The organism is Panacibacter ginsenosidivorans, from assembly GCF_007971225.1.
Lineage (GTDB): Bacteria > Bacteroidota > Bacteroidia > Chitinophagales > Chitinophagaceae > Panacibacter > Panacibacter ginsenosidivorans.
Map to the genome: position 1 here is coordinate 1,224,216 of NZ_CP042435.1, position 19,218 is coordinate 1,243,433.

Genomic DNA, 19,218 nt, shown 5'->3' on the forward strand with positions numbered 1-19,218 from the left:
TGCAATGAAAAAATATTATACCAATTTTTTGTTCCGTCGATTCCGTGTATTTATTTTATGCTGTTTCTTTTCCAGCGGTGTTGTATATACCGCCAAAACACAGCCACAGCTTACATTTACACCGTTAATTCAAAATTTGAATTTACCGGTGAACGTAAAAAATGCGGGTGATAGCTCTGGTCGCTTGTTCATCGTAGAGCAAACCGGTAAAATAAAAATATATAAGAACGGTGCTGTACAGCCAACTCCATTTATTGATCTTACCAGCCTTGTTGCTGTTGGCGAGTATAAAGGTTTATGGAGTATTGCTTTTGCACCGGACTACAAAAAAAGCCGCCAGTTCTTTGTGTATTATCATGATAAGGGAAACAATACCATTCTTGCACGCTATCAAGCAAGTAAAACAAATCCCGATTCCGCTGTATTAAGTTCACGTGTAGAATTACTTTCGCTTAAAGATACCGTTACAAACGGGCCACACCTTGGGGAAATGCATTTTGGTAAAGATGGTTATCTATATATCACGATTAATGATGGCAGTTATCTCGGCAATACAACAAAATTTGCGCAGGATGGCCAGTCACTCTTTGGTAAAATGCTGCGCTTAAATATCAAAGCAACTGTTGCACCCTATTACAGTATTCCTCCCGATAATCCTTTTATAAATGACTCCACTGTACGTGATGAAATATGGTTATTGGGTTTCAGGAATGCATGGCGCTGGAGTTTTGACCGTACTACGCTTAACATGTGGATCGCAGATGATGGTGGCGAGCAGTGGGATGAAGTAAGTGTACGTACCCGCAAACAACCTGTGGGCGCCAATATGGGCTGGCCATGTTATGAAGGCACACAGCCATTTCTTACAAAAGGTTGCAAAGACTCTTCTACTTATACTTTCCCCATTTTTATAAATCCACCAGATACAACCGGCGCACAAGCCATCATAGGCGGTTATGTTTATCGTGGCAAAGCTTATCGCCCTTTAAAAGGATATTATGTATGTGCAGATTATGTACAAAATAAGGCCTGGAAAATAATAACCAATGGTGCAGGCGGTTGGAATATTTTTGAACAAATAAATATTCCTGCCGGCATTACCAGCTTCGGCGAAGGAGAGGATGCAGAGTTATACGCAACTTCTTCAAGCGGAATTGTTTACAAAGTAGGCGCCGTTAACCCTGTAGCAGGTTCTAAAAATTAGCAGCAATTTTTTGTACCGGGCATAAGTTCATTGTGCATCTCCTGTTGCGTCGCACTCTTGTGCATTTATTTTTTTGTGCAGCTGATAAATTGTAAAATGCAATTGGTATTTAAAAATCTCATTCAGTTTCTTCAGTTTTATTACTCCACTGCATCATCAGTTCATTCATAGCTTCTGTAGTAAGTGCAGGTGCCTCGTAATGATGCGCAACACTTTTTTGCCGGAATGCTTCATAAATACTTACAGCGCATGCAACGGAAATATTCAGGCTTTGAATAATGCCCACCTGTGGTATAACAAAATTGCCATCTGCCAGTGTGCGTAATTCTTCACTTACACCTTCGTGTTCGTTACCAAAAATAAGTGCCACACTTGCTGTAAAATCTATCTCGTATAAACTTACAGCATCTGCAGCAAGATGTGTTGTATAAATTTTTGAATAGTGTTTGCGTAGTTCAGCAACACATGCTGCAGTTTTATCATATTGATGAATGGTTAACCATTTAGCGGCACTGCTGCTACTTTTGGCTCCCCATTTTTTATGACGCGGGATTTTTGTATTAAGTATGTATAAGTCTTGTATACCAACCGCATCGCAGGTGCGCATGACAGCAGAAATATTATGTGGGTCCTGCACATTTTCTATTACTACAGTAAGCCCGGGTTGCCTTTTACTTAATACTTTTAATAGTTTATTTTTTCTTTCAGGAGTCATTATAAAATATGTGATAATAAAATTAATTTACAGGAAGCTTTCTATGTTGCATATGGATCAAGAGTACAAGAGTGCGACGCAACAGGTGATGCTCATTGAACTACTGCATGGTCCAAAAAATCACTCAACTCTTCCGCCTTTTACTTCATCTACAACAAGGGCATCTTCATCGTTATTGTTTCCGTAAAACTGAGAAGAGCTTTTCCGAAGCGCATACAAATTTTCTTTTAATAACTGTTGCATCTTTTGCTTTACATCCGCAGTGTTGTATACTTCCCTGCTATAACCAATAAAATCATTTTTATATGCATTGAATGTAGTGCTGATCTTTGTTGCATCAAGCGGCTGCAAACCGGAATAGGCAATATGCCACTCTTTATCGTCTTTTGATTTTTTGTATTTAAAGAAATATAGCCAGCCTTTGTGTTTTGCATCATTCACCTGTAACTTATCCAGGTAAATAAGAGAATCTGTTTTACTGTAATAGAAAGCTGCACTTAAAGCACTTAGCGCCATATCTGTTTGGTTCTTATATTTTACCGGAAATTTATCAGCAATACCTGCATCATTCAACTGGTTATAGAATGAAAGCCTGTAATGGTCGTCTGCTGCAAGCATGTTTAATATACTATCCGGAACATTTTTTTTGTTGCGCAACATTAAAACGGCAGTAGATATTTTTATGTCTTTATCGCGAAGCTGTAATAGCTTTTCAAACAGCGCCGGAACTTCGGCTGAACGATCCCAGAAAGGCATAAGCAGAACAGCATAATTTTCAAGGTAATTATTTACTGAACGGTTATTAAGGTTGTAGTTATAATTATTATCTGCATCATCATCGCGATCAAGTTTATTCATTTCCTTTTCATCTTCTCTTGCAACTTGTTTTTTCACCCGTTGTTTTGCATCTAACAACAATTTAGTATAGTACTGTTTGTAATCATCAGCTTTTATGTACCCGCTGTCAACAGCATAGGTTAATAGTTCCAATATATCATCTTTATAATCATCAAGCGTGATCATCTGCAGCAAATCGGGTATAATAGTTTTAGATAATGCTAACGTATCGTATAGCGGCGCCCATTTGTGTCCATTAAAAGCTGAACGTTTGTCTACTGTATTTTCGTTCGTAAAAGCATCAAGCATCATATCCATATTAAAACCCTGGTAATCATCATAAGCATTATCACCGGTTATTAGTGCGGGTGTCTCTTGCAGCAAAAGATCTTTAAATGAGGCAAACGATGCTGCTGTGCGCATTTCAAGCAAGGCATTCAATATAGCATTTTGTAATCCTGATGTATCTTTTACTTGTGTGTATAGATCTGTGAGATAATTTACAGATGCAGTATCATGAAAATTGCTCATCACATTTATCCATCTTTTTTTAAGAGACAGGTAATTCTTATTCCTCCATGATAATTGTGAAATAGCTTTTTTTATTTGTGATAAGTCTGATGAATCAAATAAAGAAGCAGCCATTGATTGCATGGCTTTCTTGCTTAAAGCACTATCCGAACTAAAATATTCGCTAAAAAAAAGTTTTGATTTTTTTTCAAATACATTCACCGCTTTAAAAGTATCTGAAGGTGTGAAGGTTTCAAAGAAATTGCTTACAAATGAACCGGGTGGCGTAACAGAATCGCTCATATTGGCAAGATAGAAAATAACACCATCCTTATAGAAGGATTTGGCCGTTATGATCCTGCTGCTGGCGGTATCTGTTGCCTGGTAATAAATGGTGTACCAATGATTGGGTGTTACAGATTCTTTTCTTGTTTTTATAATATAATCTTTATCATGAGAACCAATAAAGACCTTACTTTTCATGAATGCAGCCGAATCTTTTAGGTAAGTATATTTTGGAAAACGGAATGAGACCAATGTAATTCGTTCTCCTGTTGTATCGTTGCCTATGGTTTTTATAAACATGGATTTCAGCATATCAATGTAGGGGCCGACCTTGTCTTCATCCCCACCAGACATAGCGTATAAATCCTGAATAGAAAAATCATCTGTTGTATCAGCAGGTGGATAAAATAACGGGCTGTTTACGGAGAAGCCAACTGCAGCATCTTTTCTTTCTTTCACTTCGCCGTAATGCGTAGCAGTAATATTAAATGAATTTAAAAAATCGTCTGCAACAGATTCATTGGTTTTATACCTGACACCTATTAAATAATAATTAGCACCTTGTATTAAATAACGGATCTTCATTTGCGAGCCATCAGCATGCAGGTATTTTGCATTAATAACAGGATAGCCTTTCCATGACGCAGTTTTACCGTTAGCAGATTCTTTGATAACGGGCGAACTTTTAAAACTTTCTTCCATCAATCTTAATTCAAATGTGTCTTCTTCTATATAATCATATTGATTAATGGTTGTTTTGAAAATAAAATAATCGTTGCCATTGTTATCAACGCTTAGCCACTCGCTTCGTGATTTATCATTACGCTTCTCTGCTACATATACAGGTTTTGAAGGAAAGGTTGCGGTGAAGCCCCCATAGGGAGGCTGATAAATTGTTTGCTTAAATACATAAGCGCTGCTATCAAAAATTACAGAAGAAAAAAACTGATCGGCTTCTTTTCCGCCTGATATATAGTCTGCGATGCCACTTATTTTTAATATGACCAGTTCATTTGGTAAAATAAAAATATTGTAGCGCTGTACATCTCCTTTCCTTGTTCTGTTGGTAATATCAAAACCATTGAATCCATTTTTTGTTATTGTTTTCTTCGATAAAATTTTGCCCGGCACATTTTCATATAACATGCTATCCGTTTTTCTTAAGACTTCTTCTGCAGACTGACCTAATAAAGCAGCATTGGTTTTTACACGAGTTGCCATATAATAGCTGCCATTTGCCATATCAGCATACTGCATCATATTGGTTTGAGCAAAGGAGCCAAAACGGAAAAATTTTTCACCTGGAATCTCCACGCTAAACAAACTATCTTCCGCATACTGTCGTTTAAATTCAACCGGCACCCTTATTTTTTCAAGCTTATCTTTTTCTTCACTGTTGCGTTGGCCAATAACAACAGGCCTTACGGTGTATCCTTTTTTTCTTAGTAATTCTATCACCCCTCTTTCCCCTGGTAAATGAGCAGCACCTACACCAACAAACAGGGAATGCTTTTTAAGAATCGTATCAATTGAATTGGCTTGTATATCGTTTCTCCTAAATAAAAATTTTTCATTGAAAGCGTCTGATACAGTTGTGATGTCCTGTAAAGAATCCAGCAGATCAAGATCACCTTTACGATAGGCGTCTTCCATTTTATGTTTATAATCAAAACCACTTATATCATAACTTCTTCTTGGCTTTTTATCTTTATACATATCCCTGTAAGCTTCCTTTACCAATTTGTCAGACTCTTTGTAATCTTCTACGCCTGTTACAATTTTATTCAGTTTCCGGCCCAGTCTGTAGATATACATATCAAGATAGGTTTCTTCTTCAAAGTCTTCCTGTCCTACATTATTTCGGTAAAGCATTCCATTTACCATTCTTGCTTCTGATGCAAGCCCAAGCTGAATTTTAGATTCATAATTTGAAAGCGAAAATGTTTGCTCTGTTAATCTTTCATTAGACATATTAAAACTGCGAAACAATTGAGAATGTATAAAATCATTGCCACCATTAAAATCTTCCCGGGAATAGGCTTCCTGCCAAACCTCGGGGTTTTGTTCAAGTGCCACAACATCTACACTCTTAATGGCCTTATAAAATGAATCGCTGAGGTTAAACACCATTTTATTGCTGATATGCATCGTACCGAAAAGGTAAGATGGTTTAACTAGGCCGTTGCCTGTTATTTCCCATAAAAGGCTGGGATATTTTTTTTGATTTGCAGCAGCAGTATTGGATTTTGAATCAGTATTTTTTTTCTGTGAAAAGCTTTTAAAGGGGTTGGCGAATAAGACAACACTGATACTCAACAGCACAAAGACAATTTTCATTTTCATATTGATACAATTGGTTGAAAAAACATCATTGCAATATTATTATTGATTAATAACAATAAAGATTAAATGACGTTTTTATTTGAAAGAATTAAGATGCAGTGCTGATCATTATTTCATAAAGCTATTCGATAGTTTTATGCTGCATATTGTACTAAATGGTACAAGAGTGCGACGCAACAAAGTTTAATAGTAGTGCAAAAGATAGGAACAAAAAATTATGCATCAATCACCCCCTTATATTTATCTTCCTGTTACGCCGGCAGAGTCCTGCTTCCAATTTCCCGTTTTACAAATTTTCTCTTGAGCGGGATTGAATGGATATAAAGCAACAATTGAACAGTTACCTGTAATTTAGAAAAATAAAGTTACAGAATCAATTTTTCGCTGTACTTTTGCCCACTTTTGAATTATTACAGTTGCATTGCACGAACCGCCCCGTAAGGCGGCGGCGAGTTAAATGTGGCCTATACAAAAATCAGTAGACACATGAAATTATCGCAGTTCAGATTCGATCTTCCACTAAACCTTATTGCTCAAAATCCTACGAAACGCCGAGAAGACAGCCGTATGATGGTTGTTCACCGCAAGACAGGTAATATAGAAAACAAACATTTTAAAGACATTCTTGAATACTTCGACGACAAAGACGTTTTTGTTGTAAACAATACCAAAGTATTTCCTGCACGCATGTATGGCCGCAAAGAGAAAACCGGTGCCCGTATTGAAGTTTTCCTGTTGCGTGAATTAAATAAACCCAATCGTTTATGGGATGTGATCGTTGATCCCGCAAGAAAAATACGCGTTGGTAATAAATTATATTTTGGTGAAAATGACGAACTGGTTGCAGAAGTAATCGACAACACTACCAGCCGCGGCCGTACCATTCGTTTTTTGTGGGATAATGATGATGAGAGTTTCAAAAAAATGTTGGAGTTCTTAGGCGAAACACCTTTGCCTAAATATATCAAACGCAAGCCCGATGAAGAAGACAGGGAGCGCTATCAAACCGTATATGCAAAACATGAAGGTGCTGTGGCAGCGCCAACTGCAGGTTTGCATTTTAGCCAGGAACTGATTAAACGTTGCGAAATAAAAGGTATTCGTTTTGCAGAAGTTACTTTGCATACAGGACTTGGAACATTTCGCCCTATTGAAGTAGAAGATCTGAGCAAGCATAAAATGGATGCTGAGTATTATAAAATAGATGAAGAGGCTTGCCGCATTGTAAACAAAGCAAAAGAAACAGGGCATCGCATTTGTTCTATTGGCACGACTACTATGCGTGCAATGGAAACAAGTTTTACTGCACAGAAATTATTGAAACCAAGTGAGGGCTGGACAAATATTTTTATTCACCCTCCATACCAGTTCAATGTTGCGGATAGTCTTGTAACCAATCTTCATTTACCAAAGACAAGCTTGTTAATTATGGTATGTGCTTTTGCCGGTTATGATCTTGCAATGGAAGCTTACAAAAAAGCCATTAAAGATAAATACCGCTTCTTCAGTTATGGAGATGCAATGATCGTGTTATAAGTTTGGTATAATAATTTTATAAGAGAGGCTCCCTTAGATAAAGGAGCTTTTTTTATTGCACTAAACTACATTACTATTATTAGGCCTTTGTTGTGTCACTCACTTGTACGTTCAGCTCTTTATGCAGCTTATTGCAGAAAAGCTTATAACAATACAGGCTGCATTTAAAAAGTAATCCACAAATCTCTTTTATAACTGCTACATAATCCACATAGCTTAATAACTAACTCATTGATATAATGATAAAAATTCTTTAGTTTGGGTTGCATATCCGTTATGAACGAAACAAAAGAAATATCAGCCTTATTTACATTGATCGATGATCCTGATGAAGAGGTATTTTCTAACGTATCGGAAAGAATAGTACATTATGGTACAGGTATCATTCCTAATCTGGAAAATCTTTGGGAAACCACGCCCAGCAATGATATCCAAAGCCGGATAGAAATGCTGATACACAGGTTGCACTATACAGATCTTACCAACGATCTTACAGAATGGCGGGATAGCGCCTATCATGATCTTTTGTTTGGCGCTTTGCTTGTAGCTAAATTTCAATACCCTGAATTACATACAACTCCGGTAATACAGGAAATAGAAAAGATCCGACGCAATGTATGGCTGGAATTAAACAGTTTCCTCACATCTTTAGAGCAGGCAAACGTAGTTAGTAACATCTTGTATAATTACTATAAACTAAAGGGAACTGAGATCGCTTATCTTAACCCTGATGATTTTTTTCTGCACAAAGTATTACAATGTAAAAAGGGCAACGCTATTTCTAATGGCATTTTATACCTTGTATTGGCAGAGCTGCTTGATATCCCTGTTAAGGCTATTAATATACCCCGCCAGTTTGTACTGGCTTTTTTTAATAATGATACCGACCCGTTGAATATCACTGATAATCCACAAAGTAAGATCATTTTTTATGTTGATGCCACTACCGGCCATCCATTTACGCACAAAGATGTGGAACAATATTTTAAAAGAATATCTGTGCCACCCGTTGCGTCTTATTTTAAACCGCTTTCAAAAAAAAGAATTATACAAATACTGATTGAGGAATTAGCGAAATGCTTTGACACCAGTGATTTGAGCTATAAAAAAAATGAATTAAAACAATTAGCAGACCTGCTTGATAATTGATGCATAAAGTTTTGAACGTACAAGTGTGCGACGCAACGGAAGTTTCATTTATGTACAAGTGTTTGGTTCATAAATTTATTACTCCTGACTAACTGTAAGCAGCCTGCTGTTTCCTGCAATCAAAAAGATTTACCTTGCATATATGGCAAAAGCAAAAAAGAAAGACGAACCAATAATACTGATCACAAACGACGATGGAATTTCATCGCCAGGCATCAGGGCATTGGTTGAGAGTGTAACTGGTCTAGGTAAAATTGTGGTAGTAGCACCTGATAAGCCACAAAGCGGTATGGGTCATGCAATTACTATTGGTCATCCGCTACGTATGCACCCGGTTCATTTATTTGAAGGAATAGATGCATATCAATGTTCAGGTACGCCTGTTGATTGTGTAAAACTTGCAGTTGATAAAGTGCTCCATCGTAAACCTGATATTTGTCTCAGCGGTGTAAACCATGGCCCCAATCACAGCATCAATGTTATTTATTCGGGAACTATGAGTGCCGCATTGGAAGCTTCTATAGAAAGCATTCCAAGCGTTGGTTTCAGTTTACTTGATTATAGTATTGAAGCAGACTTCACCGGATCAAAAAAATATGCTAGATTATTGGTTGAGCATTTACTAAATAAAGCTTACGACAAACATCTTTGCCTTAATGTAAACATTCCTGCTGTGCCGGAAAGTCTTTTGAAAGGTTTAAAAGTTTGCAAACAGGCTTATGCTAAATATGAAGAAGAATTTGATGAACGTCATGATCCGCACGGAAAGAAATATTACTGGCTAACTGGTGACTTTATAAATTTTGATAAAGGAAAAGATACCGATGTATGGGCACTTAAAAATAATTATATAAGTGTTGTGCCCGTACAGTTCGATCTTACACATTATGTATTGAAAGAAAAATTGGAAAAATATTTAATTATAAAATAAGTTGAAAAAAGATAGTTTGCCCATTGGCATAGTTATAGGGTTGCTGGCTCCTTTTGTAGGTATAATTATATTTTATTTCTGGAAAGCAAGTTCCGCCAAATTCTTTGACTTTTTAAATGTAGTCATACACACCAGTTCATTACTTACGGCCATGATAAGTTTTGCTTTACTTGCAAATGCTGCCGCTTTTACAATAGCATTAAATACAAAACACGATCGAACGGCCAAAGGCATATTCGCAGTCACATTGCTATTAGCTGTCCCTGCTATAATTTATAAGTTATTTTTTTAGATTATTAGAAAAGTTGATATTAGTGCCTAATTGAACTTATTAGTCTTTTGTACCCGACATCTGTATTTCATAGCATCACTTGTTGCGTCGCACTCTTCATCTGTAATATCTTTTTGAAACAATACGTTTGCAAAGTTTTTGGCTAAAATAAAAAAAGCTCCATTTTGGGGGAGCCTTTAATTAGATAACTGACTTTCGGTTTTGGATATTGGATTTGGACACTGTAAAAATACAAATCATTTGATTCCATTGTGAAATTTATGAACAATAATATATCCTAAAGAGACATTTTAAACCCGTAATGGATATTTAAGGAAATCATATTGATTTTTAATGAGTCGATTGAAATTATTGGTTTATGTACATATAATCGTATTACTAAAACATGGTAAATTTTATTACGCTTCTTATTTTATCAGCAAATCCTTACTTTCGTTGCCAAATGAGTAGTACAACTCATCTAACAATTCGCCTGCCTTTCTGAAGATTTTTTAACGGAATGATTTTTATTTTGATACAATGTCAAAAACAGTAACCAAAATCGGGGTATTGACCTCAGGAGGCGATTCGCCGGGAATGAATGCTGCTATCAGGGCGGCAGTAAGAACTGCGCTTTATTATGGCCTGGAAGTATTTGGTATTTATCGGGGATACAATGGGATGATTGAAGATGAAATTGTACAAATGGACTCCCGGTCAGTAGCCAATATTATACAACGTGGAGGAACAATTCTTAAAACTGCCAGAAGCAAAGAATTCTATAATGAAGAAGGTCGTAAAAAAGCTTATGCCAACCTCGTTAAAAGAGGCATTGATGGGCTTGTAGTTATTGGTGGAAATGGAAGCTTTACAGGAGCTTATAAGTTAAGCCAGGAATTTGGTTTACCCTGTGTAGCTTTGCCTGGCACCATAGATAAAGACCTTTACGGAACAGATTTTACGATAGGTTTCGATACAGCAGTAAACACTGCTGTGCAGTGCATAGATAAGATACGGGATACAGCCGATGCGCATGACCGACTTTTTATTGTAGAAGTGATGGGACGTCATGCGGGTTACATAGCATTACACAGTGGTATTGCTACAGGTGCTGAAAATATTCTTATACCGGAAGAAGAGACTACAATCGAAGAAGTAATTGCTTCACTTTCTGAAAAAGAGAAACGTAAAAAATTAGTTAACCTTGTAGTGGTAGCTGAAGGTCATAGCTCTGGTGGAGCAAATGGCGTGGCTGAAATACTAAAAGCTAACCTGCCCAATCTGGATACAAGGGTTACTATTCTCGGGCATATTCAGAGAGGGGGTTCTCCAACTTGCTTAGACAGGTTGATTGCAAGCCGCATGGGCTATCATGCCGTAGAAAGCTTGCTGGAAGGAAGGCATAATGTTATGGTAGGTATTTTAAATAACGCTATGCACTACACTCCTATTGAAATAGCCATCAGGGAAAAACAAAGATTAGGTGACGATTGGATGAAAATGGTTAAGATCCTTGCCAGTTAGTGGTAAGAAATTTTGTTATTTTTCAATTACTAAAACATTGCTTTAAGTATGTCAGAAACTATAACCAAATACCTGCACAAAGACATGGATAAAGAAGCAGGTATACAGCATTCTTTTCACAGAACAAAGATTGTAGCAACGGTAGGACCTGCCTGCGACACCTATGATAAACTACTTGAATTGGTAAAAGCAGGCGTAAATGTATTCCGTTTAAATTTTTCACACGGTACACATCAAGATAAAGCAAGGATCATTGAGTATATAAAACTCATGAACCAGAAAGAGCCTTATAATATTTCCATACTTGCAGACCTGCAGGGGCCAAAATTGCGGGTGGGTGATCTTGAAGGTGGTTCTCTTGAAATTGCAACAGGAGATATTCTCACTTTTACTTCCAAAGAAAAAGTAGTAGGTACGAAAGAAAAAATTTATGTTTCTTACCCGGACTTGCATGCAGATGTAAAAGTCGGCGATAAGATTCTTATAGATGATGGGAAACTCGAAGTTGTTGTTATAGAAATAACAGAAGCTGGAGATGTAAAAGTAGCTGTTACTTATGGAGGAACACTTTTTCCAAAAAAAGGTGTAAACCTTCCTGATACAGAAATTTCTTTGCCTGCTATGACAGAAAAAGATGTTGTTGATCTTGCATTTATTATTACCCAGGAGGTAGACTGGATAGCACTTTCCTTTGTACGTAAGGCAGAAGATATTATCGATCTTAAGAAAAGAATAGCTGAAGCAAACTGCTCCAGTAAAGTAATAGCCAAAATTGAAATGCCTTCCGCACTCAAAGATCTTCGCAATATCATCGTAGAATCAGATGGTATAATGGTGGCACGTGGCGATCTTGGGGTAGAACTACCTGTTGAAAAAGTACCGGCAGCTCAACGCGATATTATCCGCAAATGTATTCACCGGGCAAAACCCGTGATCGTTGCCACACAGATGATGGAAAGTATGATCGACCGCGTTAAACCAAACCGTAGTGAGATCACCGACGTTGCAAATGCTGTGCTAGAAGGTGCTGACGCAGTAATGCTTAGTGGCGAAACTGCAACCGGCAAGCATCCCGCGCTTGTAGTAGAAACTATGCGCAAGATCATCCTGGAAGTTGAGAAAACAGAATACCGTTATAACCGCGAAGAAGATCTTGTGCCGCAAGCCAAATCACCGTCTTTTCTCAGCGATGCTATTTGCTACAATGCATGTAAGATTGCAAAAGATGTAAGCGCAGATGCGTTGGTTGGTATGACGCAGAGCGGTTACACCGGTTTTATTCTCAGCAGTTATCGCCCAAAATCACCTCTGTATATTTTCACTAAAACAAGAACACTGGTAAACCAGTTGAGTTTAAGCTGGGGCGTACGAGCATTTTATTATGACGAAGAAAATAGTCTTGATGATATCATCTTCGACCAGATAGACATTCTTAAAGAAAGAGGTTTTCTTAAAAAAGGAGATACGGTAATTAACACAGGCAGTACGCCGGTCGACCTGCATTTGCCGACCAACGTACTTAAAATAACGAAAGTTGAATAAAAAAATCCCTCCGAAAAATCGGGGGGATTTTTTTGTGTTGTTTATACACTAATGTTTTATTTATTATGAGCCATGCTCCTGTATTTCATAGCATCAACTGTTGCGTCGCACTCTTGTACTGAAGTAGCGGTGGCATCTTTGCATAGCAAAGGTTTCATGATTTTACAAATACGCAAATATTGAAGAATTATTTACCAATAATCAGCATAGAAATATTACAGGCCTGTATTAGCTTTCCGGTTTAAACTTAATGAGAAAAGTTCAGCATACAACAGAAAGTAAAAGAGTGCGACGCAACGAATGCTTAATGCTTATACTTCAGCCTGGCTCAAAAAATTCCTGCAATAACAAATTCAGATGGCATAATTTTAATGCTACTCAAATTATAAGTATGAAAAGATTGCTTACCTGCCTTTTGGTAATTTCATTTTATTATGCACATGCACAAAATGCTGACTCTGCCTGGATCGTAAATAATTATACAAAGAAAGAAGTGCAGATTCCTATGCGTGATGGCGTGAAATTGTTTACGTCTGTTTACATGCCTAAAGATGACGGTGAAAAGCATCCGATACTTATGACACGCACACCCTATTCATGTGCACCTTATGGGGAAAATAATTTCAGATCATTCTGGAACAGCTATGTGAAAAATTATTTTAAAGAAAACTATGTTATTGTACTCCAGGATGTGCGTGGCCGCTGGATGAGTGAAGGAACATTTGAAGATGTCCGTCCGTTCAATGCAAACAAAAAAGGAAATGAAATTGATGAAGCAAGTGATACATATGATGCCATTGACTGGCTTGTAAAAAATATTCCAGACAACAATGGTAATGTAGGAGTATTTGGCATTTCTTATCCCGGTTTTTATTCTACGATGGCTGCTGCATCAAATCATCCTGCCCTGAAAGCCGTTAGCCCGCAAGCCCCTGTAACAAATTGGTTTATTGGAGATGATTTTCATCACAACGGAGTATTTTTTCAAATGGACGCTTTTGCATTCTACTCATCATTTGGCAAACCAAGACCAAAGCCTACAACTATTGGCCCTGATGGTTTTGATTACCCAACGCATGATAATTATAAATTTTATTTAGAAGCAGGTTCGCTTAAAAAACTGGAAAGCTACATGGGCGATAGCATTAAGTTTTGGAAAGACTTATATGCACATCCAAACTATGATGCATGGTGGCATGCACGTGATGCACGCAATGCAACAAAAAATTTGCAACCTGCCATGCTTTGGGTAGGCGGTTTATTTGATGCAGAAGATTGCTGGGGCGCATGGAACGCGTATAAAGCAGCAGAACAAAATAATCCCGGTAAAGCATTTAATAAATTGGTGGAGGGGCCGTGGTATCATGGTCAGTGGGCAAGCAATGATGGCTCACATCTAGGCAACATACATTTTGATTCTAAGACCAATGAATATTTTCAGCAGAATATTGAGATACCTTTCTTTGATTATTTTCTGAAAGGCAAAGGCGATGTTTCGAAAATTGCAGAGGCAAATATTTTTATTACAGGTGCTAATGAATGGAAAACATTTGATCAATGGCCACCTGCAAATAAAGAAGATAAAGCAATGTATTTGCAAAGCGATGGCAAATTAGATTGGTCGAAACCCTCATCAACAAAGGGCTCTACAACATATACAAGCGATCCTGCGCATCCTGTTCCATACACTGAAGATGTGCATTTCAACCGCACAAGAGAATACATGACAGATGATCAACGCTTTGCTTCAAGGAGACCTGATGTATTAACTTTTCGAACAGATGTATTAACAGAAGATATGACTGTAACAGGAAATGTGATAGCCGATATCATGACCAGCATTTCAACAACAGATGCTGATTTCGTAGTAAAGATCATTGACGTTTTTCCTGATGATCTTTCTTATAATGATGTGGATATCTACGCAGATAATGATCCTGCGAAAACTTACCCGATGGGCGGCTATCAAATGCTCGTGAGAGGAGAAATTTTCCGCGGTCGCTTTAGAAAAAGTTATGAATCACCTTCAGCATTTACACCTGGCAAAGTTGAAGAAGTAAAATATGAACTTCCATCCATTGCGCATACATTCAAAAAAGGTCACAGGCTGATGGTGCAAATTCAAAGTAGTTGGTTTCCTTTGGCTGATAGAAATCCGCAACAGTTCATTGATATTTATCATGCCGATCCAAAAGATTTCATAAAAAGTAATATCAGCATTTATCACAACAGTCAATATGCATCAAAAATAATTTTACCTGTTCTAAAATAAATTACAATATGAAACCATTACTGCTCTGCTTTTTTGTTTTTCTTACAGTTTCGTGTTTTGCACAGCAATCATTAAACATCATTCCTGCGCCGCAAAAGGTAGAAGTTGGGCAGGAAATATTTACACTTTCTGCTTCAACCAAAATTGTTTTGACACCAACTGAAGTTCAGAAAAGTGCAGCATTCTTCAATAAGTATCTTACGAAATATTACGACCTTAAATTACAATTCATTGTTCAGCCCGGATCGCAAAAAGAAAAAGATTGGAAGAATGCAATTGTGTTAGATTTTGACGAATCAGGTACTGGTATAAAAGGTGGTTATCAATTAACTGTTGACAAAGACAAAATTTATATTCATGGAAATGATGAAGAAGGCGTATTCTATGGCATACAATCGTTGATCCAATTATTACCTGTAAAGAAAGAAAAGAAAAACACCTTACCGCTTCAACAGTGCTCAATCATAGATGCACCGCGTTTTGCTTATCGCGGTATGATGCTCGATTGTGGCCGTCATTTTTTTTCTGTTGATTTTGTAAAACAATACATAGATTTTCTTGCGCTACATAAGATGAACACTTTTCACTGGCATTTAACAGAAGACCAGGGTTGGCGCATTGAAATAAAAAAATATCCAAAACTTACTGAGATTGGAAGTTGCAGAAACGGAACCATCATTGGTCATCATCCAGGTACAGGTAATGATAATAAAAAAGATTGCGGATTTTATACACAGGAGCAAATTAAAGACATTGTAAAATATGCTGCTGACCGCTACATCACCATCATTCCCGAAATTGAAATGCCTGGTCATGCATCTGCTGCAATTGCTGCATACCCGCAGCTGAGTTGCTTTCCGGATGAGAACACTCCGATTGCAAAAGGCGTAAAATGGGCTGGCGATTCAACAGGCAAACAGGTACAACAAAGCTGGGGCGTTTACAGAGATGTGTTTGCACCAACAGATTATACCTTTCATTTTTTAGAAGATGTGCTTGATGAAGTGATGGAACTTTTCCCCTCAAAATATATTCACATTGGCGGCGATGAATGTCCAAAAGACAACTGGAAGCGTTCTGAATTTTGCCAGAATCTCATCAAAGAAAAAGATCTGAAAGATGAACATGGTTTGCAGAGTTATTTTATTGGCACTATAGAAAAATATTTGAACAGTAAAGGTCACAACATAATTGGCTGGGATGAAATTTTAGAAGGTGGTCTTGCGCCAAATGCAACGGTGATGAGCTGGCGCGGAGAAGCCGGTGGCATACAAGCTGCAAAGGAACATCACAACGTTATCATGACGCCTACAACTTATGTTTACTTCGATTATTCGCAAACAAAAAAAGAAGACAGTCTTACCATTGGCGGATATCTACCACTTGAAACAGTGTACAACTACGAGCCTTTGCCAGTACAGCTTTCAGCCGATGAGCAACAGTATATAAAAGGTGTACAGGCAAATTTGTGGACGGAATATGTAACCAAACCTGTAAAAGTTGAATACATGGTATTTCCACGAATGGATGCGTTATGCGAAGTTGCATGGAGCGATAAAAGCAAAAAGAATTGGACAGATTTTCAGCAACGTTTGCAAATGCAATACAAGCGCTACGATCTGTGGCATGTAAAGTATAATCCAAAAGGCATTAATAAAGGAGAATAAAAAACCCTAAATCCACCTGAAGGGGACTTGCAAAGAACTTAAGGATTTAATTTGCGTTAATTGATTTTAAAAGAATATTATGAACTCAGGGATAGGATAAGAATGAGACTTTTATTGCGTCGCACTCTTGTGCTATAACAATTCTATTCGATAATTAAAACACAGTTCTTAAAATAAAATCAAGACTTGTAATAATGTATCGTGCTGAAAAAGATATAGAGATGATTTGGAATATGTAAGTTAATAAATGTCGCAGTGCACCGCTCCCTCTCCTCAAGGAGAGGGGGTTGGAGGGTGAGGTTGACGAATAAAGTTCCGAACGCACAAGTGAGTGACACAACAGGCGATGCCAAGAAGAACAAACGCTGGTTACATAAAAATCACAAACGATTGCACAACATAAATTGTAAAGCAAACAATATTTTTGCGCACTAATAATAAAACCAACAACAACATGAGCATGGTTGATTCATTTGAAAAAATTCCCTGCGAAATTTTTTCGAACGCTAAAGAAGGCTCCCGTTATGCAGCAAAAGAAATAGCTGCACTTATCAAAGAGAAACAATCGAAAGGAGAAAAATGTGTATTAGGGCTTGCTACAGGTTCTACGCCAATAAGCATGTATGCAGAACTTGTGCGCATGCATAAAGAAGAGGGATTGAGTTTTAGAAATGTAATTACATTCAACCTCGATGAATATTACCCGATAGATAAAGATGCTTACCAGAGTTACTGGAGCTTTATGCACAGGCATTTATTTGATCATATAGATATTGATAAAGCAAACATTCACATACCAAATGGTGAATTACCAAAAGAAGCGATCAAAGCGCATTGCATGGAATATGAGCAGATGATCGAAGATGCCGGTGGCATTGATTTACAGGTGCTCGGCATTGGCAATAACGGGCACATTGGTTTTAATGAACCCGGTTCGAGTATCTTTTCCAAAACACGTTTGATAAATCTTGACAACAGCACACGTGTTGCCAATTCAAGAGAGTTTCAAAACATAGCAAAAGTTCCAAGACTTGCCTTAACAATGGGCATCAGCACCATCATGAAATCAAAACGAATTATTTTGATGGCGTGGGGTTTTAAAGCACAGATCATTGCAAAAACAGTTGAAGGCGATGTAACAGAACAAGTGCCTGCAAGTATTTTGCAGCAACACAACAACTGCACTTTTGTACTCGAAGAAAATACAGCATCTGAACTAACAAGATTTAAGTCACCGTGGCTTACGGGTCAGATAGAATGGACGCCAAAGATGATCAAACGTGCTGTAGTAAATATGGCGTTGAAATTAGATAAACCTGTCTTGAGTTTAACAGCAGTTGATTATAATGAAAACGGTTTAGGTGATTTATTGGTTGAGCAGGGTGATGCGTATGAAATAAACCTGCAGGTATTTTATTTATTACGCGATAGCATTACAGGATGGCCGGGCGGTAAACCGGGTGCGGCATTACCAACACATCCGGAAAGAAGTGAGCCTTATCCAAAACGCTGCATCATCTTCTCTCCTCATCCTGATGATGATATTATAAGTATGGGTGGCACATTCATGCGCTTGCACGACCAGGGGCACGAAGTGCATGTGGCATATCAAACAAGCGGCAACATTGCAGTAACAGATGAATTTGTAACACGCTTTCTTGATTTTGCTGTAGGCTTTGAAGATATGTTTGGTATGGATAAACACAAAAGTGAAAAGATACTTTCTGATGCTGATAAATTTCTTGCCGGCAAAAAGAAAAACCAGATGGATACGCCGGAGATCAGGAGTATCAAAGGTTTGATAAGAAGATGCGAAGCTAAAGCAACCTGCAAATATGTTGGCTTGCCTGAAGGAAGATGGCATTTTCAAAATCTGCCATTCTATGAAACAGGAACCATTGAAAAGAAACCAATGGGTGAAGAAGATGTGATCGTTACCATGGAACTCTTACGCAAAATAAAACCGCACCAGGTGTATTGTGCAGGTGATCTTGCTGATCCACATGGCACTCATAAAGTTTGCCTGGATATTGTGTTTGAAAGTTTGCGCCGCATAAAAGCTGCAGGGGATGATTGGGTGAAAGATTGCTGGGTTTGGTTGTATAAAGGTGCATGGCAGGAATGGGATATTGCCGATATTGAAATGGCAATTCCAATGAGTCCTGACCAGGTAATGAAAAAACGTTTTGGCATTTTTATACATCAATCTCAGAAAGATTCTGTTCCATTCCAGGGAACTGATCTAAGAGAATTCTGGCAACGCGCTGAAGACCGCAATGGCAATACTGCCGGGCTTTATGCTTCGCTTGGTTTAACAAAATATGCAGCGATGGAGGCCTTTGTGAGATGGCATTATTGATAAGAAACGTATAGCGTAATATCTTTAAAAGATACATAGAGTTTACACCTGCAAAATATGCGCTTATATTTTG

General features: G+C 37.7%; 11 protein-coding genes. 9 read left to right on the top strand and 2 right to left on the bottom strand.

What is annotated here, in order from left to right:
• Positions 1-4 precede the first annotated feature (4 nt).
• Entirely contained in the window at positions 5-1,204 is a 1,200-nt protein-coding gene (locus tag FRZ67_RS05105) for a PQQ-dependent sugar dehydrogenase (RefSeq protein WP_147188508.1), read from the top strand.
• A 118-nt stretch (positions 1,205-1,322) separates the two neighbouring features.
• Here the strand turns inward: FRZ67_RS05105 and FRZ67_RS05110 are convergent, their stop codons facing one another.
• Positions 1,323-1,919, bottom strand: a complete 597-nt coding sequence (locus FRZ67_RS05110) for a TrmH family RNA methyltransferase (RefSeq protein ID WP_147188509.1) — start codon at positions 1,917-1,919, stop codon at positions 1,323-1,325.
• A 120-nt stretch (positions 1,920-2,039) separates the two neighbouring features.
• The gene (locus FRZ67_RS05115; protein ID WP_147188510.1) at positions 2,040-5,894 is read right to left on the bottom strand and encodes a TraB/GumN family protein; all 3,855 of its coding nucleotides are present in this window, start codon (positions 5,892-5,894) and stop codon (positions 2,040-2,042) included.
• Positions 5,895-6,380: 486 nt separating this feature from the next.
• Here FRZ67_RS05115 and queA point away from each other — a divergent pair, with 486 nt between their 5' ends.
• The 8 genes from queA to nagB all read left to right on the top strand — a co-directional run bounded on the left by queA (position 6,381) and on the right by nagB (position 19,145).
• Entirely contained in the window at positions 6,381-7,430 is a 1,050-nt protein-coding gene (gene queA, locus FRZ67_RS05120; protein WP_147188511.1) for a tRNA preQ1(34) S-adenosylmethionine ribosyltransferase-isomerase QueA, read from the top strand.
• Between the two features lie 276 nt (positions 7,431-7,706).
• Complete coding sequence (locus FRZ67_RS05125; RefSeq protein WP_147188512.1) at positions 7,707-8,579, top strand: transglutaminase-like domain-containing protein; 873 nt, start codon at positions 7,707-7,709, stop codon at positions 8,577-8,579.
• Between the two features lie 142 nt (positions 8,580-8,721).
• Positions 8,722-9,510: a 5'/3'-nucleotidase SurE gene (gene surE / locus FRZ67_RS05130; protein WP_147188513.1), complete on the top strand. Its 789-nt coding sequence runs from the start codon at positions 8,722-8,724 to the stop codon at positions 9,508-9,510.
• 811 nt (positions 9,511-10,321) lie between these two features.
• Positions 10,322-11,305 carry a 6-phosphofructokinase gene (gene pfkA / locus FRZ67_RS05135; RefSeq protein WP_147188514.1) on the top strand — a complete coding sequence of 328 codons (984 nt, stop codon included), beginning with the start codon at positions 10,322-10,324 and terminating at the stop codon, positions 11,303-11,305.
• A 48-nt stretch (positions 11,306-11,353) separates the two neighbouring features.
• Positions 11,354-12,847: a pyruvate kinase gene (pyk, locus tag FRZ67_RS05140; RefSeq protein ID WP_147188515.1), complete on the top strand. Its 1,494-nt coding sequence runs from the start codon at positions 11,354-11,356 to the stop codon at positions 12,845-12,847.
• A gap of 391 nt (positions 12,848-13,238) precedes the next feature.
• Entirely contained in the window at positions 13,239-15,119 is a 1,881-nt protein-coding gene (locus tag FRZ67_RS05145) for a CocE/NonD family hydrolase (RefSeq protein WP_147188516.1), read from the top strand.
• 8 nt (positions 15,120-15,127) lie between these two features.
• On the top strand, positions 15,128-16,786 hold the full coding sequence (locus FRZ67_RS05150) for a beta-N-acetylhexosaminidase (RefSeq protein ID WP_147188517.1): 1,659 nt from the start codon (positions 15,128-15,130) through the stop codon (positions 16,784-16,786).
• A 424-nt stretch (positions 16,787-17,210) separates the two neighbouring features.
• The gene (nagB, locus tag FRZ67_RS05155; RefSeq protein ID WP_225975511.1) at positions 17,211-19,145 is read left to right on the top strand and encodes a glucosamine-6-phosphate deaminase; all 1,935 of its coding nucleotides are present in this window, start codon (positions 17,211-17,213) and stop codon (positions 19,143-19,145) included.
• Positions 19,146-19,218 lie beyond the last annotated feature (73 nt).